The sequence below is a fragment of the Streptomyces sp. Y2F8-2 genome (assembly GCF_014905555.1).
Classification (GTDB): Bacteria; Actinomycetota; Actinomycetes; order Streptomycetales; family Streptomycetaceae; genus Streptomyces; species Streptomyces cynarae.
In genome coordinates this window covers 377,046-398,147 of sequence record NZ_BNGS01000008.1, presented here as the reverse complement: position 1 = coordinate 398,147, position 21,102 = coordinate 377,046, and the positions used below count along the sequence as shown (strand labels likewise).

Genomic DNA, 21,102 nt, shown 5'->3' with positions numbered 1-21,102 from the left:
GGGAGGCGGAGGCGGGGGGACGCGGGAGGCGGAGGGAACGCGGGAGGCGGAGGGGGTGAGGGAACGCGGGAGGCGGAGGGAACGGCGGACGTGAAGGGAACGCGAACGGCGAAGGCCCCGCCCGTCGACCGGGTGGGGCCTTCGCCGTCGTACGACCGTCCGGCGTGCGGCTTACGCCAGCAGCGCCGGAATGGTGCCCTCGTGGGCCTCGCGCAGTTCGGCCAGGGTCAGCTCGAACTCGCCCTGGACCTCGACGGTCTCCCCGTCCACGACACCGATACGGGTGGCCGGCAGGCCGCGCGCGCCGCACATGTCGTTGAAGCGGACCTCCTCCGAGCGCGGCACGGCGACGATCGCGCGCCCCGCCGACTCGGAGAAGAGGAACGTGAACGCGTCCAGGCCGTCCGGCACGATCAGCCGCGCGCCCTTGCCGCCGAGCAGGGCCGACTCGACCACGGCCTGGATCAGACCGCCGTCGGACAGGTCGTGCGCGGAGTCGATCATGCCGTCGCGGGAGGCGGAGATCAGGATCTCGCCGAGCAGGCGTTCGCGCTCCAGGTCGACCTGCGGGGGCAGGCCGCCGAGGTGGTCGTGGATCACCTGCGACCAAGCCGAACCGCCGAACTCCTCACGGGTGTCGCCGAGGAGGTACAGCAGCTGGCCCTCCTCCTGGAAGGCGACAGGGGTGCGCCGGGCGACGTCGTCGATGACGCCCAGCACGGCGACCACCGGGGTCGGGTGGATGGCCGCCTCGCCCGTCTGGTTGTAGAGGGAGACGTTGCCGCCGGTCACCGGGGTGCCCAGCTGCTGACAGCCGTCCGCCAGACCGCGCACGGCCTCCGCGAACTGCCACATCACCGCCGGGTCCTCGGGCGAGCCGAAGTTCAGGCAGTCGGAGACCGCCAGCGGCTTGGCGCCCGTGGTCGCCACGTTGCGGTACGCCTCCGCGAGGGCCAGCTGCGCGCCCGCGTACGGGTCGAGCTTGGCGTAGCGGCCGTTGCCGTCCGTGGCGATGGCCACGCCGAGGCCGGACTCCTCGTCGATGCGGATCATGCCGGAGTCCTCGGGCTGGGCGAGGACCGTGTTGCCCTGCACGAAGTGGTCGTACTGCTGTGTGATCCACTTCTTGGACGCCTGGTTGGGCGAGCCGACCAGCTTCAGGACCTGGTCCTTCAGCTCCTCGGACGTCGCCGGGCGCGGGAGCTTGTTCGCGTCGTCGGCCTGCAGCTCGTCCTGCCAGGACGGGCGGGCGTACGGGCGCTCGTAGACCGGGCCCTCGTGTGCGACCGTGCGCGGGTCGACGTCGACGATCTTGCCGCCGTGCCAGTAGATCTCCAGGCGGTCCCCGTCGGTCACCTCACCGATGACGGTGGCGATGACGTCCCACTTGGCGCAGATCTCCAGGAAGCGGTCGACCTTCTCCGGCTCGACGACCGCACACATCCTTTCCTGCGACTCGCTCATCAGGATCTCCTCGGGGGAGAGCGTCGAGTCGCGCAGGGGGACGTCGTCGAGGGTGACGCGCATGCCGCCGGAGCCGTTCGAGGCCAGTTCCGAGGTCGCGCAGGACAGGCCCGCCGCGCCCAGGTCCTGGATGCCGACGACCAGCTTCTCCCGGAACGCCTCCAGGGTGCACTCGATGAGGAGCTTCTCCTGGAAGGGGTCGCCCACCTGCACGGCGGGGCGCTTGGAGGGCTTGGCGTCGTCGAAGGTCTCGGAGGCGAGGATGGAGGCGCCGCCGATGCCGTCGCCGCCCGTGCGGGCGCCGTACAGGATGACCTTGTTGCCCGCGCCGGACGCCTTCGCGAGGTGGATGTCCTCGTGCCGCATCACACCGATGGCACCGGCGTTGACCAGCGGGTTGCCCTGGTAGCAGGCGTCGAAGACGACCTCGCCGCCGATGTTGGGCAGGCCCAGGCAGTTGCCGTAGCCGCCGATGCCGGCGACGACGCCGGGGAGGACCCGCTTGGTGTCGGGGTGGTCGGCCGCGCCGAAGCGCAGGGGGTCGACGACCGCCACCGGGCGCGCGCCCATCGCGATGATGTCGCGCACGATGCCGCCGACGCCCGTGGCCGCGCCCTGGTAGGGCTCGACGTAGGAGGGGTGGTTGTGCGACTCCACCTTGAAGGTGACGGCGTAGCCCTGGCCGACGTCCACGACACCGGCGTTCTCGCCGATGCCGACGAGCAGTGCGTCGGACTCGGGGGCCTTCTCACCGAACTGGCGCAGGTGGACCTTGCTGCTCTTGTAGGAGCAGTGCTCGGACCACATGACCGAGTACATGGCGAGCTCGGCGCCGGTCGGGCGGCGGCCCAGGATCTCGACGATCCGCTCGTACTCGTCCTTCTTCAGGCCGAGTTCGGCCCAGGGCAGCTCGACGTCGGGGGTCGCGGTCGCGTGCTCGACCGTGTCCAGAGGCGTCCTGCTCATGCGGTGACCAGCTTCTTGAGGATCGAGGTGAAGAACGGCAGGCCGTCGGTACGACCGGTGCCGATCAGCGGTTCGACGGCGTGCTCGGGGTGCGGCATGAGGCCCACGACGTTGCCGGCCTCGTTGGTGATGCCCGCGATGTCCCTCAGTGAGCCGTTGGGGTTGAAGTCCAGGTAGCGGAAGGCGACCCGGCCTTCGGCCTCGAGCTTGTCGAGGGTGTACTCGTCGGCGACGTACCGGCCGTCCATGTTCTTCAGCGGGATGTGGATCTCCTGGCCGGCGTCGTAGTCGCTGGTCCAGGAAGTGTCCGCGTTCTCCACCCGCAGCTTCTGGTCGCGGCAGATGAAGTGGAGGTGGTCGTTGCCGAGCATGGCGCCCGGGAGGAGGTGGGCCTCGGTGAGGATCTGGAAGCCGTTGCAGATGCCGAGGACCGGAAGGCCCGCCTTCGCCTGCTCGATGAGGGGCTCCATCACCGGCGAGAAGCGGGCGATGGCGCCGGCCCGCAGATAGTCGCCGTAGGAGAAACCGCCGCACAGGACCACGGCGTCGACCTGCTTGAGGTCCTTGTCCTTGTGCCAGAGGGCGACGGGCTCCGCCCCTGCGATACGGATCGCGCGCTGGGTGTCCCGGTCGTCGAGGCTCCCCGGGAAAGTGACGACGCCGATACGGGTGGTCACTTCGAGGCCTCCGCCACTTCCTCCACCTTGACGGTGAAGTCCTCGATCACGGTGTTGGCGAGGAAGGATTCGGCGAGATCATGGATGCGGGCGAGCGCGGCGTCGTCGACCGGCCCGTCCACCTCGAGTTCGAATCGCTTTCCCTGACGTACGTCGGAGATGCCGTCGAAACCGAGGCGCGGCAGTGCGCGCTGCACCGCCTGGCCCTGGGGGTCGAGGATCTCCGGCTTGAGCATGACGTCGACTACGACGCGTGCCACTGGCACTCCCGGTGTGTGGTGCTGAGCAGGTTCCTTCAGACTACCCGCACACAATTTCTACTCGCGTAGATTCGTAGCATCCTACGTGATCGCCGTCACGATCGTGTATCGACGCGGTGGCCCGCACGGAAAATCCTCGGAAAAACCGCGAGAGAAGGATGCCGGGGCATTGCATGCGGACACGCGGAGGTATTCAGTCTCTCTTCACAATGCATTGCCGGGCACTGTACAAAGGAAAAGGCAATAGCCGATACTTTGCCCAATTACTGCCGGACAGTCGACACCTCCCCGACATCCGCCGGACGACCGCGCACCTCATCGTCGCGCACGTCATGGCCTGCCTGTGATGGCGGAGGTGCCGCGCGAAGGGACCGATATTCGTGGCGCAGCGTGTCGTGGTCACTCTCTTTGACGACATCGACGGCTCAGAAGCGGCGGAAACGATCGTCTTCGGACTGGACGGCAAGTCGTACGAGATCGACCTCAATCAAGCCAATGCCAAGAAACTGCGTAAGGCGCTGGAGCCGTACGTGGAGGCCGGGCGGAAGAAGGCCAAGTCGGGCCGGGCGTACACGCACACGGCCCTGACCCCGGACCCGGCCGCGGTCCGGGCGTGGGCCCGCTCCAACAAGCTGGACGTGCCGCCGCGGGGGCGGATCCCCAAGAAGGTGTACGAGGCGTTCGCCGAGGCGCAGTAGCCGCGCAGGCTCGGCAGGGGTTTCGGGTGCCGTTGGCCGAGCGGGGCCCGGTGGCGGGGTGCCGCCTCGGGGCTCCGCCCCGGGCCACGAGTGCTGTTCGTCATGGGGGTCGCCCTGGGGTTCGCGTTGGGGTCCTGGGACGCTGGCCCTCGCCCCGTCGGAGCCCCATCCGGGCCCGTACGCAACCGACTTGCGTTGCACCCCTGGTGATCAGCTAGAGTCTGAGCACGCCGAGGGGCGAGGCCGGAAAGGCCGAGGCCCGAGCGTCACGCGGGTGTAGTTCAGTAGCAGAACACCCCCTTTCCAAGGGGGAGGCGCAGTGTGCAATCCCTGTCACCCGCTCTACGAGACCGGTCGGACCACCCTTGTGGATCAGGTACGCTGGTGCTCGCACCGATCGGCGGCTGTGTCTTTCACAGTCGGCGGTCGAGGGCAATGCGGACGTAGCTCAGTTGGTAGAGCGCAACCTTGCCAAGGTTGAGGTCGCGAGTTCGAGCCTCGTCGTCCGCTCCATACGAGGAAGGCCCCGGTCAGTCGATCGGGGCCTTCCTCGTTTGGCTTTCCGAGTCTTCTGACATTTGTCACGCGGACTGATGACACAGCGCACTGCTGCCCCTCCCCGTCGACGACGACGCTGGATGTCGTGAACACCAACCAACGCGAGCACGTGATTGAGGTCACTGATCTGCGGCGCGTGTACGGGGGCGGCTTCGAAGCCGTGCGCGGCATCACCTTCTCGGTGGGCCGCGCCGAGGTCTTCGCCCTGCTCGGCACCAACGGCGCCGGCAAGACGTCCACCGTCGAACTGCTCGAGGGCCTCGCCCCTCCGGCCGGCGGACGCGTGCGGGTCCTGGGCCACGACCCGCACGCGGAGCGGGCCGCCGTCCGGCCCCGGATCGGTGTGATGCTCCAGGAGGGTGGCTTCCCCTCCGAACTGACGGTCGCGGAGACCGCACGGATGTGGGCCGGCTGCACCAGCGGTGCCCGGCCCGTGGGCGAAGCCCTGGAGCTGGTCGGACTGACCCGGCGCTCCGGCGTACGCGTCAAACAGCTGTCGGGAGGTGAGAAGCGGCGCCTGGACCTGGCGCTCGCACTCCTCGGGCGCCCCGAGGTCCTCTTCCTCGACGAACCGACGACCGGCCTGGACGCCGAGGGCCGCCAGGACACCTGGCGGGTGGTCCGTGAACTGCGGGACGCGGGGACGACCGTCCTGCTGACCACGCACTACCTCGAGGAGGCGGAAGAGCTCGCCGACCGGCTCGCCGTCCTCCATCAGGGCCGCATCGCCGCCTCGGGCACACCGTCCGAGGTCACCTCTACCCAGCCTTCCCGGGTCTCCTTCGAGCTGCCCGAGGGCTACTTCCTCGGTGACCTGCCCCCGCTCGCCGACCTGGGCGTGACGGCACACGAGACGGCTGGCCGCACCGTCCGCCTGCGGACCGACGAACTCCAGCGCACCGCCACCGCCGTCCTGCTGTGGGCCCAGCGCGCCCGGGTCGAACTGCGCGCCCTCGATGTGCGGTCCGCATCCCTGGAGGAGGCGTTCCTGCACATCGCCAGGACGGCCGCACCGCCGCCGGACCGCACCGGCCCACAGCACGACGCGACGAACCGGACGACGGAGGCCGCGGTATGAGCACCCTCGCGACCGTCACAGCAACCAGATCGAGCAGCGGACCCGCCCGTGCCAAGCGGCTCCGCGCCCTCGCGCGCGCCGAACTCACGCTGCTGGGCCGCAACAAGAGCGTGATCATCACAGCACTGTTCGTCCCGCTGGCGCTGCCCTTCAGCGTGCGGCCGGCCGTCAGGCAGATGGACCTCAAGGCCGAGGGTCTGACGATGGGCAGCGTGATGGTGACGGCCGCCATCGGCTTCTCGATGCTGTTCGCCGTCTACAGCTCCCTCGTGAACGTCTTCGTCGCCCGCCGGGAGGAGTTGGTGCTCAAGCGCCTGCGCACCGGGGAGCTCGGCGACGCCGAGATCCTGACCGGCGCCGCGCTCCCCGCGGTCTGCGTCGGCCTCGGCCAGTCCGTGCTGCTGGCGGTCGGCTGTGCGGTGTTGCTCGACGCCGGAGTGCCGCGTGCCCCGCATCTCGCCGCTCTCGGACTGTTGTCGGGCCTCGTCCTGTGCGCGGCACTCGCCGCCGTCACCGCGAGTTTCAGCAGGGCCGTCGAGAGCGCACAGGTGACAGCGCTGCCGATGCTGTTCGTCTCCCTGCTGGGCTCGGGCATCACGATCCCGACGGAGCTGCTGCCCGACCGGATCGCGTCGGTCTGCGCACTACTGCCGCTCTCCCCGGCGATCCGGCTGGTCCGCGGCGGGTGGAACGGCGGCCTGTCGGTGTACGACACTCTGGGCGCCGTCGCGACAGCGGTCGCCTGGGTGGTGGCCGCGGTGTGGGCCGTACGACGGTGGTTCCGCTGGGAACCGCGGCGCTGACCGACGCCGCGGTGCGGACGCGTTGGCACGAAGGGGGACGAGACGGGTGATCGCAGGAATACGCGCATGGCAGCGCCGTACCTGGCACGACCGCAGCAAGGCCGCCCGCGTCGAATTGCAGAGCATGATCGTATGGCACTGCTCGGTGTGGATCTTCTCCGTGAGCTGGCTGGGGCTGCCACTCGTCTCAGACCTTCACCACGACCGGACGGCGCTGGCCGTCGGAGGGCTGCTCCTCCTCGCCAACGCCCTGCAGTGCGCGGCGGCGAACCGGCTCCTGAGGCCGGTGCTCGACCACTACCTCGATCGCTCCGCAATGCCCCCGCGCACCCTGTGGACACCGGCTGCCCTGCTCGCCCTGGCGCTGGCGCCCGTTCTCGTGCTGCACGCACTGGACGCGGCCGCCCCGGCGACCTGCTTGCTGGCCCTCGACGCCGTGCTGCTGCCGTTCGGGATGCTGTACGCACTCGTCGTCCCCATGAGGGTGTTCGTTCGGCGGTCCGCCGCGTTCGGGGGCGTCCTCATGGTGACGACCGCGCTCGTCCGCATGGACACCACGGAAGCGGTGACCACGGGTGTCATGACCGCCTTGGCGGTCGGCTTCTGTCTGCTCACCTCGCGCTGCGGCGCATGGACCCTGGCGGTGCTGTGGGAGGCGGAACGGGCCCGTGAGATCGAGGCCCGGCTCGCCGTGGCCGAGGAACGGCTCCGCTTCGGCCGCGATCTGCACGACGTGATGGGGCGCAACCTGGCCGTGATCGCGCTCAAGAGCGAGCTCGCCGTGCAGCTGGCGCGGCGCGGCCGGCCGGAGGCCCTGGAGCAGATGATCGAGGTGCAGCGGATCGCGCAGGAGTCGCAGCGCGAGGTCCGCGAGGTCGTGCGCGGCTACCGTGAGGCTGACCTGGCAGCCGAACTGGCGGGAGCCCGGGGCGTGTTGGCCGCCGCCGGGATCGACTGCACGGTGAGCGGGCCGACCGCCGGGCTGCCCGCGCCGGTGCAGTCCGCGCTGGCCTGGGTCGTACGGGAGGCGACGACGAACGTCCTGCGCCACGGGGATGCCCGGCACTGTGCCGTGTCCCTGCGAGCGACGGACGAACGGATCGTGCTCCGCGTCGAGAACGACGGGGCACCGGACGGAGAGCCGGGAAGGGGGTCGGGACTTGTGGGACTGCGCGAGCGACTGTCGGAGATCGGTGGGACTCTGCGGGCCGGATCCGCGGGACCAGGGGTGTTCCTGCTGACCGCGGAGGTTCCGCTGCCGCCCTCCGCGCCGTCGGCCGCCGTCCCCGGCGGTGTGAGCGAGGTCGCCTCATGACGTCGGTACCGCACGTGCGCCTGCTGCTGGCCGATGACGAGCACCTGATCCGGGGAGCCCTGGCCGCGCTGCTGGCGCTGGAGGAGGACCTGCTGGTGGTGGCCGAGGCCGCGACGGGGCCCGAGGCCCTCGCCATGGCACGGGCGCACCGACCGGACGTGGCCGTGGTGGATCTTCAGATGCCGGGTGCGGACGGTGTGAAGGTGGCCACATCCCTGAAGGCCGAGCTGCCGGACTGCCAGGTGTTGATCGTGACCAGTCACGGGCGGCCCGGGCATCTGAAGCGTGCGCTCGAGGCGGGGGTGCGCGGCTTCGTACCGAAAACCGTCAGCGCGCAGCGGCTCGCCGAGATCATCCGGACCGTGCATGCGGGAAACCGCTACGTGGACCCCGAGTTGGCCGCCGACGCCATCGCCGCCGGGGACTCCCCGCTGACCGCCCGGGAGGCCGAGGTGCTGGAGTACGCGGCCGACGGGGCGCCCGTCTCGGAGATCGCCGAGCGGGCCGCTCTCGCGGAGGGCACCGTGCGGAACTACCTGTCGTCGGCCGCCTCCAAACTCGGCGCCGAGAACCGTCATGCCGCAGTGCGTCTCGCACGGGAGCGAGGTTGGGTATAGTTGGCTTCGCGCAGCGCGCAGTGCGGACGTAGCTCAGTTGGTAGAGCGCAACCTTGCCAAGGTTGAGGTCGCGAGTTCGAGCCTCGTCGTCCGCTCCAGAAAGAAGCCCCCGGCCCAGGCCGGGGGCTTCTTCGTGTGCCTCGGGATGCGTCCGGATGCTCCCGGCCGCCGTCAGGGCCCGGCCGAGTGCCGGGCCCTGGATGCGGTCGGCCGGGTCGGTCAGGACCAGCGGACGCCCGTCAGGCGTTCGTACGCCTCCACGTACTTCGCGCGGGTCGCCTCCACGATGTCCTGTGGCAGCGGCGGCGGGGGCTGCTCGCTCGTGCGGTCCCAGCCGGAGGCCGGGGAGGTGAGCCAGTCCCGCACGAACTGCTTGTCGAACGACGGCTGGGCGCGGCCCGGCTGCCACTGGTCGGCCGGCCAGAAGCGGGAGGAGTCCGGGGTGAGGACCTCGTCGGCGAGGACGAGGGTGGCTCCGTCGTAGCCGAACTCGAACTTGGTGTCCGCGAGGATGATCCCGCGGTCGCGGGCGATGTCGCGGGCGCGGCCGTAGACGGCGAGGGTCGCCTGCCGCAGCTGGGCCGCGGTTTCGGCGCCGACCTGGCGGGCGACCTCCTCGTAGGAGACGTTCTCGTCGTGCTCGCCGACCGCGGCCTTGGTCGCCGGGGTGAAGATCGGGGCGGGAAGCTCCGAGCCGTCGACCAGGCCCTCGGGCAGGGCGAGACCGCAGACGGTGCGGGACTCCTTGTACTCGGCGAGGCCCGAGCCGGTGAGGTAGCCGCGGGCCACGCACTCCACCGGGACCATCTTCAGGGACTTGCAGACCAGGGTGCGGCCGGCCCAGTCCGCGGGGGCGCCCGGCGGGAGTTCGGTGCTCAGGATGTGGCTCGGGACCAGGTCCCGGAGCAGGTCGAACCACCAGAGCGACAGCTGCGTGAGGATCCGGCCCTTGTCCGGGATCTCGGTCGGCAGCACCCAGTCGAATGCGGACGTACGGTCGCTGGCGACCATCACGAGGTCACCCGCCTCGTTCTGGTACAGATCGCGCACCTTCCCGGTGTGCAGATGCACCAGTCCCGGCACCTGGACGGGTTCGGGCTTTTCGACGAATCCGGACACGGTCCCTCCCCGTGGTTCTCTCCCAATGGCTCGATTCTCCCCCATGACGGGAGCGAGCCGGTCCGCGGGGCCGGGGAACGGTGCGTTCAGTCCCGTTTGCAGATGCGGTCCAGGAGGTTTGCTGTCGCCTGCTGGACACGAGGATCGACGTGGCCGGGGCGGTCCAGCGCCGGGGACCACGCGAACGTTCCGGACGCGAAGACCAGGGCGCCGGAAGGGGCACGGTAGAGGGAGGTCTCCTGGTGACGCGGGACGCCCTCGCCGTCTCGGTACGGGGAGTGGGCGAGCAGGATGCGACCCTCGTGGTCGGGCAGCGGGGCGCGCGGGAAGTAACGGTCCGCCTCCCCGGCGACCATCCCGTCCAGCTTGTCGCCCTCCTCGGCGCCGGTCCCCTCCCACAGCCAGTGGTCGGCGTTGCGGACCACGAGAGGGTGGGGCTCGGGCACCCGGCCCGCGTACTGGATGCCGATGAGCTCCTGCTCCGCACGGTCGATTTCCCGCCACAGAACCGGCTTTCCGGGGCCGCGCCGCTTGCGGCAGGTGAGCAGGCGGTCGGGGACGCCGGACGGGGACGGGCCGAGTTCCACCTGCCAGTACATGGTGTTGGCGGAGAGGAAGACCAGCGAGGTGCCGTGCTCGCGGGCGAGCTCCACGGTGCGGCGCATCTGTGCCGACCAGTACTCGTCGTGGCCGGGGAAGACGAGACCGCGGTAGCGCGTGGGGTCGACGCGGCCGGCGTGCAGATCGCGGGCGTCGGCGTAGGCGAGGTCGTAGCTGTACCGCTCGGCCCAGCGGATGAAGTCGTACGCGTGACCGACGTGCAGGGGCAGGCCCGCGCCGGCGTACGGGCGGTCGAAGGAGACCGTGGTGGCGGCGTCGGCCTCGCCGAGCAGCCGGCCGCCGTCGTCCCAGGCGTGGTAGAGGCTGGCGCCGGTGCGGCCGTCCTCCGGGTAGAGGTTGTACGCCTGCCAGGTGATGTCCGGGAGCAGCAGGAGCAGATCGGCCGGACGGGAGTCGCGGACGGTGAACGGGACGTGGGAGCGGTAGCCGTCGGCGGTGGTCAGCACGGCGACATAGGCGCCGACACTCCAGTACGAAGGGATCTGCAGCCGCCAGGACAGCCACCAGTGATGGCAGGAGACCGTGCGGTCCGCGGTGAGCGGTGCCGGCTGGACGATGCCCGAGAGACGGGGGCTCGTGGTGATCTTGGCCGCTCCGTCGCCGTTGTAGTGCCCGATCCGGTACACGTCGACGGCGAACTCCTGGGGCGGGTCGACGGTGATGTGGAAGTCCAGGGCCTCGCCCGGGGCGACGGCGCCGGTCGAGGTGAAGCCCTTGATCTGGCGGTGGACGTCGTCCGCGGAGCGGGGGCCGCTGGTGCGGGGGGCCGGGATCCGAGCCCCTTTCTGGCCCTGGGCGGGGACGTGGGCCGGGGCCGGGTCCACGTACCAGGGGACCACGTGGCCCGTGTCGTCGAAGTACGTCTCACTGCCCCTCAGCCAGGGAACGGGACCCTGGCCGAAAGGATCCGTCACGGCGTGCGCGAGAGCACCCGACTCCCACCGGCGGATGTGTTCCGACCCCATGCGTGTCCCCTCCCTCGTCCCCCGTGAGCCGTCGTAAGCCCTTACCGAGTACGCGATCGGTACCCAGCACATCACATAACGCACCCACTCCGTCACCGTTCGTCGCGAATTGACGTGAACGGAATGGGATTCTGCGGCCAGGGGTCGGGCTTGCGGAACGGGGCGGGTGGCGTTTCCCCAGGTCGGCGGGGGCCGGCGCGGTTCCGGGCCACGCGGAGCGGTCGTCAGACCGGGGGCTGGTCGTCGGATCAGGCGGAACGGTCGTCAGACGGGCGGATCCCGTCCTCGGACCAGCCGAAGTGGTCGTGGGCTCAGGCGGAGCGGTCGTCGGCTCAGGCGGAGCGGTCGCCAGACCGGGCGCCATCCTGTTCCTCGGACAGCGGGAGTGGTCGTCAGACCAGGCGCACCGGTTTCTCGGGGCGTACGCCGAGGTTGCGGAGCCAGGTGCGCAGCGGGGTGGGGTCGCCCTCCTCGACGAGCGTGCGGACCCGGGGGGAGAGGTCGGCCGCGCGTTCGCCCCTCACCAGGAGGGAGGGACCGTCCAGCCAGTCGAGGCCCGGTGCCGCTCCCGCCGTGTCCATCGCGGCGCAGCACACCACCGCGGCGACGTGGTCGACCAGCAGTTCGCGGCCGGTGCGGGGCGGCTGCAGCGGGAACAGCGGCAGCATCCCGGCGGCGTCCCACACCGCACGGTCGGGCCCCGGTCCCTGTCCCCCGGCGCCGCCGGGTACCGCCCCGGCCGCCTCCTCCCGCGCCATCTCGGCGCTGAGCCCGGCGACGAGCGCGGCGGTCCGCACGCCGGCGACCGCGTCGTCGTCGGGAACGTCGGCGGTTTCGTCCCCGGCGCCGTCCTCGCCCGGGAGACGTATGCCGTCGGACCCGCTCTCACCCGTGGCCGTGCCGCTCGCGTTCCCACCCTCACCCGTCGGCGTGCCGCTCGCGCCGACGGCCGGGCGGACCGTCAGGTACTCCAGGACCCGCTCCAGCGTCGGTCCGCCGGCGTCGGGGGCCGTGTCGCGGTGGGCGTGACGGACGCCCAGGGCGTCCAGGACACGGTGCAGGCGGGCCGCGTCCGTGCGCCACTTGCGGTCGACGACCTCGTCCGGGTACTCCTGCCAGTCCACCGGCGCCCATTCGGGGCCGGACTCGGCCGGTCCTCCGTGGAAGAGGCGGGCCGCGAGCAGGGACGCGGCCTCGTCCACCAGGCCGGGCTCCTCGAGCAGGTCACAGGCCGGCCGCTCACCCAGCCGCGAGGTGAAGCCCTCGGCCAGCCGGTCCCGGCGCGACAGCTCCGTGAGCGCCGCGACCACGCCCGCGTCCAGGCGCGAGGGCCAGCGGCCCATCCGCCAGGCCGGCAGCGCGACCCGGGTCAGCAGCCGGTCCCAGCCCGCGTACGCCAGCCCCACCTGCTCCTGCGCGACGATCCGCACCCCGTAGTCCACAGCCTGTGCACGCTCGGCCGCGGCCGCGGCCACTCCCCGTTCCATCTCCTCCGCATGCCCGCGGCAGCTGCGCAACAGCAGTCGCGCCACCCAGCCGACGCCCGCAAGCACCGTACGGATCACGGGCCCGTGCGCCGGCGCCGACGTCACCGCCACCGCGGCGTCCAGCCCGCGGACGAAGCGGCGAGCCGCCGCTATGTCAGGGTGCGCCGACGGTCCCGTACCGGCGACGACCGGGGCGAGGACCGCGCGCAGCTCGCCCACCCGCATCCACCACAGGAACGGCGAGCCGATGACGAGCACGGGCGCGGTCGCGGCGCGGTGCTGCCGGGGGGCCGACAGGCCCCGTATGCCGCGGGCGCCGGATATCTCCTCCCCGGGCGGCGGACACGGCGGTCCGTGGGCGGGGTGGGTGCGGTCCTCCAGCCAGCTGTCACAGTCCGGAGTGAGCGCTATGGCGGACGGCGCGGGCACGTCGAGGCGGTCGGCCAGGTCTCTGACCATCCGGTAGAGATCGGGTGCCGTGTCCTCCGCAATCGGGACCGTCGGGCTCATGGCCGGGCGGGCGCGGGCGATCACGAGGGCGATACCGGCGGCGCAGAGCAGGACCACCACGGCGATGCAGGTCACGATCCAGCGGGCGATCCCCCAGCGCGCTCCGACGAGGTGACCCGTGGCGCCGCCGACGAGGAGCACGACGGCGACGGCCGCGGGCAGCAGGGCGACGGCCAGCGCCCGGCTGCGGATCCGCAGCACGGCCAGGGCCCGTGAGCGCGCGGCCTGCGCGCCCGCCTCCACACCCATACCGGTCACGACCTGACGTCACCCCCTCCGACCCGCCTCTGCCCGGAACGACCTGTGCCGTGACGGTCTGCGTCACGGAAGTCGCCGCCGGATGCCCGTGCGTTGCTCACTCCCCCACTGTGGCACCCGCCACTGACATCGCAATGCCGGTGGGCCAAGTGCCGGAACTCTTGCGCCGCACCCTAGTTGGGGCTCCGGCCGTCGTCAGCCGGACGGGACACCGCTCACTCGATGGAATGGCTTTGGGGAAAGGTGGCTGACGCAGGGCGACGGCCAGGCCAGGATTCCGCCCGGTCGGCGCCGAGCCTCCGCGCGACACCACCGCATGGACACCACCGCATGACACGGGCCCCGCATCCTGAGACGGATCCGGGGCCCACGGGGTTCATCGCCCGGCGTCACCACGGCGCGGACGCGCCGAGGTCGGACGCCGGCCTGTCAGATGCCGGTGCCCGCGGCCTTCGCCGCGATGTCCGTGCGGTGCTGGGAGCCCTCGAGTCCGATGCGCCCCACCGCCGCGTACGCCCGACGGCGCGCCTCGGTGAGGTCCGCGCCGGTCGCCGTGACGGACAGCACGCGGCCGCCCGCGCTCACCACCGCGTCGCCCTCGCGCCGGGTGCCGGCGTGCAGCACGTAGGCGTGCGGGGCGTCCTGGGCCGCCACCTCGTCGAGCCCGGTGATCGGGTCGCCGGTGCGCGGGGTGCCCGGGTAGTTGTGGGAGGCGACGACCACGGTGACGGCCGCGTCGTCGCTCCAGCGCAGCGGCGGGAGGTCGGCGAGGGTGCCGTTCGCGGCGGCCAGCAGCACACCGGCGAGCGGGGTCTTCAGCCGGGCGAGGACGACCTGGGTCTCGGGGTCGCCGAAGCGGGCGTTGAACTCGATGACCCGTACGCCGCGCGAGGTGATCGCGAGCCCCGCGTACAGCAGCCCGGAGAACGGCGTGCCGCGGCGGCGCATCTCGTCGACGGTCGGCTGCAGAACCGTCTGCAGCACCTCCTCGACCAGCTTCGGGTCGGCCCACGGCAGTGGCGAGTACGCGCCCATGCCGCCGGTGTTCGGCCCCTCGTCGCCGTCCAGGGCGCGCTTGAAGTCCTGGGCGGGCTGGAGCGGGACGACCGTCTCGCCGTCGGTGATCGCGAACAGGGACACCTCGGGACCGTCGAGGAACTCCTCGATGACGACACGGTCGCAGGCGGCCGCATGGGCCTTGGCGGCCTCGAGGTCGGCGGTGACGACGACGCCCTTGCCGGCGGCGAGGCCGTCGTCCTTCACGACGTACGGGGCGCCGAAGGCGTCGAGCGCCTCCTCGACCTCCTCGGCGTTCGTGCAGACGTACGACCGTGCGGTGGGGACACCCGCGGCCGCCATCACGTCCTTGGCGAAGGCCTTGGAGCCCTCGAGCTGCGCGGCTTCCCCGGAGGGGCCGAAGACGGGGATCCCGGCCTCGCGCACGGCGTCGGCGACCCCTGCGACGAGCGGCGCCTCCGGGCCGACGACGACCAGCCCGGCGCCGAGCTCGCCGGCCAGCGCGGCCACGGCCTGTCCGTCCAGGGCGTCGACCTGGTGCAAGCGGGCCACCTCGGCGATACCCGCGTTGCCGGGGGCGCAGTGCAGTTCGGTGACGTCGGGGTCGAGGGAGAGGGAACGGCACAGGGCGTGTTCGCGGGCGCCGCTACCGATGACGAGGACCTTCACGGGGTCAGCCTAACGGGCGCAGGCGAGTGACCTTGTGGGGGCCGCCGAAGAGGGGCGGGACACGGTTTTGTGGGTTCCTCCCAGGAGCCACCGCTCTCCGTGCTCCCGCACCCCCTACTCGTTCGAGAACTCCTCGACCACCGTGGCCCCGAGCTCTCTGACGATCAGTTCGTGGCCGGAGAGGGCCGACTCGTCGAGGTCGGGGTCGTCGTCCTCCGGCATGTCGTCCTCGGGGGCGACCACGTGGCGCTCCGGTGCGGGGGGCGCGGTCGGTGCGGGGGCGGGCGCCGGCGGGGCCGGGGCCGGGGTCGCGGGCGCAGCCGGACGCGCCGCCGGGGCCGGCTGCTGCGGTGCGGGACGGGGCGCCGACGGGGCGCCCGAGCCATAGCCACCGCCCCCGCCGGACGGATAACCGCCGCCGCCGAAGCCGGAGGTGGCCGGCGGTGCCGAGCCGCCCGAGGGGTCGACGATCGCCTCGATCTTCCACTGCACGTTGAACTGCTCGCCCAGCGCCTGCCGCAGCACGTCCTCGCTGCCGCTGCTGAGGAAGTTGTCCCGGGCTCCGGCGTTCACGAAGCCGACCTGCAGCGTCGTCCCGTCGAATCCCGCGACCTGCGCGTTCTGGCTGAGCAGGATCCAGGTGAAGCGGCGGCGGTTCTTCACCGCCTCCAGGATGTTCGGCCACAGCGCGCGGGGGTCGAGCCCGCCGGGAGCCGGTGCGGCGGCCGGTGCGGGAGCGGAGGCCGCCGGTGCCGGCGCGGCTGCGGACGCCGCCGGTCGCGTCGGCGCGGCCGGGGCCTGCCCTCCGCCCGCGGGCGCCGCCGTGGGCCACCCGCCGGGCCGTCGGCCGCTGCCCGCCGCGGCAGCGGTGGGCCAGGCGCCGGGACCGGCGGAAGCAGGAGCGGCCTGAGGCCCTGGCTGAGCGGGAGCGGGAGCCGTCGGCGGCGCCTCGGCGGGCGGTGCCGACGGTGCCATCGGTGCAGGCGGTGCCGGAGCGGGCGCCGCCGCACCGTCGTACGCACCCGGCCCCGACGCACTGCCCGCACCCGTACCAGCACCTGCGCCTGGGCCCTGGGCCCGCACCGCCGCCCGGGCCGCGGCCGGACCACCGCCGGGCGGCACGGCAGGAACGGACGTCGCCCCCGCGCTCGCCCCGCCGTGCACCTCGGGACCGGGTACATACCCCATGGCGGGGGCCGCGGCGCCGCCGGAGAAGTTGACGCCGCGCTCCAGGCGGTCCAGGCGGACCATGACGGAACGCTCGTCCCCGTATGCGGCGGGCAGCAGCACCCGTGCGCAGATCAGCTCGAGCTGCAGACGGGGCGAGGTGGCCCCGCGCATCTCGGTCAGCCCCTCGTTGACGATGTCGGCGGCGCGGCTCAGCTCGGCCGGGCCGAAGACGCCCGCCTGGGCCTGCATGCGCTCCAGCACGTCGGCCGGGGCGTCGATCAGCCCCTTCTCGGCGGCGTCGGGCACGGCGGCGAGGATGACGAGGTCCCGCAGCCGCTCCAGCAGGTCGGCGACGAACCGACGGGGGTCGTTGCCCCCCTCGATCACGCGGTCGACGACCTCGAAGGCGGCGGCCCCGTCGCCGGTGGCGAAGGCCTCGACGACGGAGTCGAGGAGCGAGCCGTCCGTGTACCCGAGCAGCGACGTGGCCATGGCGTACGTCACACCGTCGGGGCCCGCGCCCGCGAGCAGCTGGTCCATGACGGACATGGAGTCACGCACGGACCCGGCGCCCGCCCGCACGACCAGCGGCAGAACCCCGTCCTCGACGGGGATCTTCTCCTTCTCGCACACCTCGGCGAGATAGTCCCGCAGCGTCCCCGGCGGCACGAGCCGGAACGGGTAGTGGTGCGTACGCGACCGGATGGTCCCGATGACCTTCTCGGGCTCGGTGGTCGCGAAGATGAACTTGAGGTGCTCGGGCGGCTCCTCGACGACCTTGAGCAGCGCGTTGAATCCGGCCGACGTGACCATGTGGGCCTCGTCGATGATGTAGATCTTGTACCGGCTGCTCGCGGGCCCGAAGAAGGCCTTCTCCCGCAGGTCGCGGGCGTCGTCCACACCACCGTGGCTGGCCGCGTCGATCTCGATGACGTCGATCGACCCCGGTCCGTTCCTCGCCAGGTCGCGGCAGGACTGGCACTCGCCGCACGGTGTCGGCGTGGGACCTTGCTCACAGTTCAGACAGCGGGCCAGGATCCGCGCGCTGGTCGTCTTGCCGCATCCGCGCGGCCCGCTGAACAGGTACGCGTGATTGACCCGGTTGTTCCGCAGCGCCTGCTGCAGCGGGTCGGTGACATGCTCTTGCCCGATGACCTCGGCGAAGGACTCCGGGCGATAGCGGCGGTACAGCGCGAGAGACGACACGCTTACGAGGTTATAGGCGCCCACTGACAAAGCGCCCGGCCCGAGTCACAGCCCGGCCACAGCCCCCGGCGCCCGCCCCTGGGCACCGGCCCCGGACGCGAAAGACCCCCCACGCACCCGCCAGAGCCAACCTACCCTTGCTGCCTTCCGGCCCTGGGGGAGTTCAGTCAGATAGCGCCGCGTGAGGGGCTGAGCCCCAGCCTACCCGATCGCCGGGGCCCGAACGAGTTCGCTAGCACTCCCCGGCGTCATGTAATGTTTCCGGCGGAGGATTCGCCTAGAGGCCTAGGGCGCACGCTTGGAAAGCGTGTTGGGGGCAACCCCTCACGAGTTCGAATCTCGTATCCTCCGCACTCGCCCGCCAGGGCATGACGAAGGCCCCGACCGGTTCGCCGGTCGGGGCCTTCGTCGTGTTCCGCGCCGGTCGGGGTCTTCCCCGTCCCTGGGTTCGCAGGGTGGACGCGGCTGCCCCGCCCCTTCGTCGGGCGGGGCAGCCGGTGGTGGGGAAGGTCAGGGGACCGACTTGTAGGTGTTGCTGGCCCACAGGGCGCCGCCCGCGCCGGGGCCGCCGCCGCTCTTGTAGACGACGAAGTTGCCGTCGCTCTGCATGAGGGCGTAGGCGCCGGAGTGGCCGTAGGTGTGGGTGGACCACAGGGCGCCGCCGGTGCTGGGGCCGCCGCCGCTCGTGTAGACGACCAGGTTGCCGTCGCTCTGCATGTACATGTAGGCGCCCGCGTGACCGTAGGTGCCGGTGGACCAGATGGCCTTGCCGTCGCGCGTGCGGTACATCACGACGTTGCCGTCCGACTGCACCACCAGGCGGGTGTACCGGGTCTGGGTCCACCAGCCGCTGTTGAGCTTCTGGCCCGACTTGATCGTCGTCGAGCGCAGGTAGGTGCCGTCCGCCCAGAGCGACCCGCCGGTGCCGGGGCCGCCGCCGGCGCCGTACACCACGAGGTTGCCGTCGTCCTGAAGCAGGAGGTAGGCGCCGGAGTGGCCGTAGGTGTGGGTGGACCACAGGGCGCTGCCGCCGGCGGTGTAGACGACCAGGTTGCCGTCGCTCTGCATGTAGGCGTACGCACCCGAGTGGCCCGAGGTGTGGCTGGACCAGATCGCCGGGCCGTTGCCCGCCGCTCCCGTCTTGAGGTAGGCGACCAGGTTGCCGTCGCCGCCCATGGACAGCGTCACGTTCGCGCTGCTCAGCCGCTGGCCGGAGGTCAGCTTCTGTCCGGGCTGCAGCGCGTTGACGGAGTTCGGTCCCCCGGCGAAGGCGGCGGTGCCGTTGGGGGTGCCGAGGCCCGTGGGGCCGTCGTAGCCGGATCCCGCGGTGCACAGATAGGCGGGTGAGCAGGTGCCGTTGGACCCCGTGGTGACGTCGTTCAGCGCCGCCGCGTGGCCGTAGAGGTACGAGGAGGGGTAGCTGTTCGCGGTCGGGGTGCCCGCGAGGGCGTAGGTGGCCGCGACGATGGGCGAGGATGCGCTGGTGCCGCCGTAGACGTCCCAGCCGGAGGCCCCGTAGGTGTCGTAGACGGCGACGCCGGTGGCCGGGTCGGCGACCGCCGAGACGTCCGCGACGCTGCGACGGGAGCAGCCGGTGTCCGACTGCCAGGAAGGCTTGGCCTCGACCGCGGAGCATCCGGACCCCGTGCCGTCGGCGCTGTCGGTGGACCAGACCGACTCGCTCCAGCCCCGGGAGGTGCTCGCGCGGACGAGCGAGGTGCCGCCGACCGCCGTGACGTACGGGGAACTGGCCGGGTACTCGGCGCCGTAGCCGCCGTCACCGGCGCTGACCGTGATGGCGACGCCGGGGTGGTTGAAGTACTGGACGTCCGCGGTGGTCTGGCTCGGGTCCTCGGTGCCGCCGAAGGAGTTGGAGACGTACTTCGCGCCGAGGGCGACGGCCTCGTTCTCGGCCGTGCCGAGGTCGGACACGCTGGGGGAGTTCGCCTCGACGAGCAGGATGTGGCACTGGGGACAGACGGCGCTGACCATGTCGAGGTCGAGGGATATCTCACCGGCCCATCCGGCGTCCGCACTCGGGTAGGCGGTGCCGCCGGTCTGGTCGACCTTGCGGAAGCAGCCGTTCGCGGTGGTGCAGGGGGGAAGGCCGTACTGGGATCGGTAGGTGGCGAGGTCCGACTCGGCGGTGGGGTCGTCCATGGCGTCGACGATCGCCACGGTCCGGCCCGAACCGGCGGTGGAGGACGGCAGGTTGTAGGCGCTCTGCAGGTCCGAGGGGCCGTAGCCGGACGGTGTGGCGTTCGGGCTGAGCGTCATGTGCTGGACGATGTCGGTCCTTGCCTCGGCGAGGCACGCCATGTGACCCGGCTTGGTGGCGTGGGCGCACAGGTGCTTGACGTGGGCCGCCGCGGTGGCCGAGGCCGCGGACGCGGTCGCCGTGAGCGGTCCGCCGGCCAGGAGCGCGGCGGCGGACAGCACAGCGGCCGCGACGGAGCCCGCCCGGCGTCTGCGTCTGCTGCCCGGCTGCTCCGGTGTCGCGTGTTCGGCGCTTGAGCGCAAGGAAGTGCCCTTCTGTGTCGTGCCGATGAAAGGGACTGGTCTGGGCTGGTCCGACCGTGACCGTCGGACGGGAGAGCTGCGTCGGTACGACCGCGCTCCGGGGGGTTCCGGGTTTCTGGATTTCCGGGTTTCTGACTGTTTGTCAGGCAACACTGCTTCCCTGTCCCCGCCCTCGCCGGTTCCCGCACGCTCGCACAGGCGAGTTGACGGACCGGAAACACTCGCAGAAGTCTTCCGGCCCACTGGCCCGCGGTCCGGTGAGTGAGGGAGGCCGCTGGCGGGACGCTATCCGGGCGGTTCGTCCAGAAACAATCAGGCGATGGTAAATCCTTGATCAGAGCCGGGTGCTCGCCGTTCATCGGCTTCCCGAAAACGTGCGGAGTCCGCCCCCAGCCGGAGATGGTCGCCAGTCCGGCGATACCGGCGGCGTAGACGATCACCGCCGTGACGCTGTCGACGCCCATCCGGGCGTACCGACGGCGAGGCCGGAAGACCAGGCCCGCCATGCAGACGACGGTGAGGATGATGCCGAGCGCGGTGAGATAGACGTCCGTGTGGTGCGCCGCCGGCAGTGCGGGCTTGCCCGATATGAGGCCCGCGAGCAGGAACAGGACGGGCAGGAAGGCGTTCCCGCCGAAAATGTCGCTGCCGGCGAGCCGGTAGTCGCCGAGCTGGGTGGAGGCCAGGCCGGTGCTGATCTCGGGCAGGGCGGTGGCCACGGCCGGCACGGTGGCGCCGAACAGCGCGCCGCTCAGTCCCTGCCGAGCGAAGAACTCCTCGCCGCTGCGTTCGATGACCACACCGGCCACCAGGGTCGCCAGGGCAGAGACGGAGAACACGAGCGTGGCACGTGCGGTGCTCACGCCGCGGTCGCCGGCCGCCTTCTCCTTCTTGGCCCTGGAGTGGCCACGCGGTTCGGGCCGGCTGTCGGGGGCGTCGCCGCCCTCGCGCCACGGCAGACCGTGCCCGGCCCGGTTCAGCAGCACCAGGCCGATCACCCACAGCGCGTCGATCGCCACGGACGCCGGGGCCAGGCCCGCGGCGTGCAGCTCCGGGGGGAGCCGAGTGCCCATGCGGCACCCGCCGGGGGACGCGCCGCGGATCGCCGGCCGGCCACGGCCGTC

15 protein-coding genes, 4 tRNA genes and 1 other RNA gene are annotated in these 21,102 nt (G+C 71.8%); 9 read left to right on the top strand and 11 right to left on the bottom strand.

The genetic code is table 11. From position 1 onward, the window contains the following. Window positions 1-171 precede the first annotated feature (171 nt). From purL to purS, 3 genes are read right to left on the bottom strand one after another with little or no spacing between them, the layout of a single operon-like run. Window positions 172-2,430, bottom strand: coding sequence for a phosphoribosylformylglycinamidine synthase subunit PurL (gene purL, locus SY2F82_RS27325; protein ID WP_200421784.1), 2,259 nt, complete (start codon window positions 2,428-2,430; stop codon window positions 172-174). Next, entirely contained in the window at window positions 2,427-3,107 is a 681-nt protein-coding gene (gene purQ / locus SY2F82_RS27320) for a phosphoribosylformylglycinamidine synthase subunit PurQ (RefSeq protein WP_200421783.1), read from the bottom strand. Before purQ ends, purL begins: the two co-directional genes overlap by 4 nt. Further along, on the bottom strand, window positions 3,104-3,367 hold the full coding sequence (gene purS, locus SY2F82_RS27315) for a phosphoribosylformylglycinamidine synthase subunit PurS (RefSeq protein ID WP_200421782.1): 264 nt from the start codon (window positions 3,365-3,367) through the stop codon (window positions 3,104-3,106). The genes purQ and purS overlap by 4 nt, the downstream gene beginning before the upstream one ends. Before the next feature lie 380 nt (window positions 3,368-3,747). On the opposite strand from purS, the gene SY2F82_RS27310 reads away from it, so the two are divergent. From SY2F82_RS27310 to SY2F82_RS27275, 8 genes are all read left to right on the top strand, one after another. Continuing rightward, window positions 3,748-4,065: an Lsr2 family protein gene (locus SY2F82_RS27310; RefSeq protein WP_103840337.1), complete on the top strand. Its 318-nt coding sequence runs from the start codon at window positions 3,748-3,750 to the stop codon at window positions 4,063-4,065. A 270-nt stretch (window positions 4,066-4,335) separates the two neighbouring features. Then, a tRNA-Gly gene (locus SY2F82_RS27305) sits at window positions 4,336-4,407 on the top strand. Between the two features lie 95 nt (window positions 4,408-4,502). Next, window positions 4,503-4,578: transfer RNA gene (locus tag SY2F82_RS27300), tRNA-Gly, on the top strand. A gap of 130 nt (window positions 4,579-4,708) precedes the next feature. Beyond that, window positions 4,709-5,701 carry an ABC transporter ATP-binding protein gene (locus tag SY2F82_RS27295; RefSeq protein ID WP_200421781.1) on the top strand — a complete coding sequence of 331 codons (993 nt, stop codon included), beginning with the start codon at window positions 4,709-4,711 and terminating at the stop codon, window positions 5,699-5,701. Further along, entirely contained in the window at window positions 5,698-6,504 is an 807-nt protein-coding gene (locus tag SY2F82_RS27290; RefSeq protein ID WP_200421780.1) for an ABC transporter permease, read from the top strand. Before SY2F82_RS27295 ends, SY2F82_RS27290 begins: the two co-directional genes overlap by 4 nt. Window positions 6,505-6,628: 124 nt before the next feature. Then, a complete protein-coding gene (locus SY2F82_RS27285; RefSeq protein WP_200421779.1) occupies window positions 6,629-7,819 on the top strand; it encodes a sensor histidine kinase in 1,191 nt (396 codons plus the stop codon). Then, window positions 7,816-8,436 (top strand): response regulator transcription factor, encoded by a 621-nt coding sequence (locus SY2F82_RS27280; RefSeq protein WP_200421778.1) that lies wholly within the window; start codon window positions 7,816-7,818, stop codon window positions 8,434-8,436. Before SY2F82_RS27285 ends, SY2F82_RS27280 begins: the two co-directional genes overlap by 4 nt. A 22-nt stretch (window positions 8,437-8,458) precedes the next feature. Then, a tRNA-Gly gene (locus tag SY2F82_RS27275) sits at window positions 8,459-8,534 on the top strand. A gap of 121 nt (window positions 8,535-8,655) precedes the next feature. Here SY2F82_RS27275 and SY2F82_RS27270 read toward each other — a convergent pair. From SY2F82_RS27270 to ffs, 6 genes are all read right to left on the bottom strand, one after another. After that, a complete protein-coding gene (locus tag SY2F82_RS27270; protein ID WP_200421777.1) occupies window positions 8,656-9,555 on the bottom strand; it encodes a phosphoribosylaminoimidazolesuccinocarboxamide synthase in 900 nt (299 codons plus the stop codon). A gap of 86 nt (window positions 9,556-9,641) precedes the next feature. Then, a complete protein-coding gene (locus SY2F82_RS27265; RefSeq protein ID WP_200421776.1) occupies window positions 9,642-11,141 on the bottom strand; it encodes a N,N-dimethylformamidase beta subunit family domain-containing protein in 1,500 nt (499 codons plus the stop codon). Window positions 11,142-11,533: 392 nt separating this feature from the next. Next, window positions 11,534-13,387, bottom strand: coding sequence for a hypothetical protein (locus SY2F82_RS27260; RefSeq protein WP_200421842.1), 1,854 nt, complete (start codon window positions 13,385-13,387; stop codon window positions 11,534-11,536). Window positions 13,388-13,825: 438 nt separating this feature from the next. Continuing rightward, a complete protein-coding gene (gene purD, locus SY2F82_RS27255; protein WP_200421775.1) occupies window positions 13,826-15,082 on the bottom strand; it encodes a phosphoribosylamine--glycine ligase in 1,257 nt (418 codons plus the stop codon). A 114-nt stretch (window positions 15,083-15,196) separates the two neighbouring features. Next, window positions 15,197-17,458: a DNA polymerase III subunit gamma and tau gene (locus SY2F82_RS27250; protein ID WP_200421774.1), complete on the bottom strand. Its 2,262-nt coding sequence runs from the start codon at window positions 17,456-17,458 to the stop codon at window positions 15,197-15,199. Between the two features lie 100 nt (window positions 17,459-17,558). Then, window positions 17,559-17,649: signal recognition particle sRNA small type (gene ffs, locus SY2F82_RS27245), an RNA gene on the bottom strand. A 75-nt stretch (window positions 17,650-17,724) separates the two neighbouring features. On the opposite strand from ffs, the gene SY2F82_RS27240 reads away from it, so the two are divergent. Continuing rightward, window positions 17,725-17,809 (top strand) — tRNA-Ser (locus SY2F82_RS27240). A 159-nt stretch (window positions 17,810-17,968) separates the two neighbouring features. Here the strand turns inward: SY2F82_RS27240 and SY2F82_RS39955 are convergent. Together SY2F82_RS39955 and SY2F82_RS39950 are read right to left on the bottom strand one after the other, a co-directional pair. Further along, the gene (locus tag SY2F82_RS39955) at window positions 17,969-19,735 is read right to left on the bottom strand and encodes a hypothetical protein (protein ID WP_374707210.1); all 1,767 of its coding nucleotides are present in this window, start codon (window positions 19,733-19,735) and stop codon (window positions 17,969-17,971) included. Then, a complete protein-coding gene (locus SY2F82_RS39950) occupies window positions 19,732-20,997 on the bottom strand; it encodes a hypothetical protein (RefSeq protein WP_374707209.1) in 1,266 nt (421 codons plus the stop codon). Before SY2F82_RS39950 ends, SY2F82_RS39955 begins: the two co-directional genes overlap by 4 nt. Window positions 20,998-21,102 lie beyond the last annotated feature (105 nt).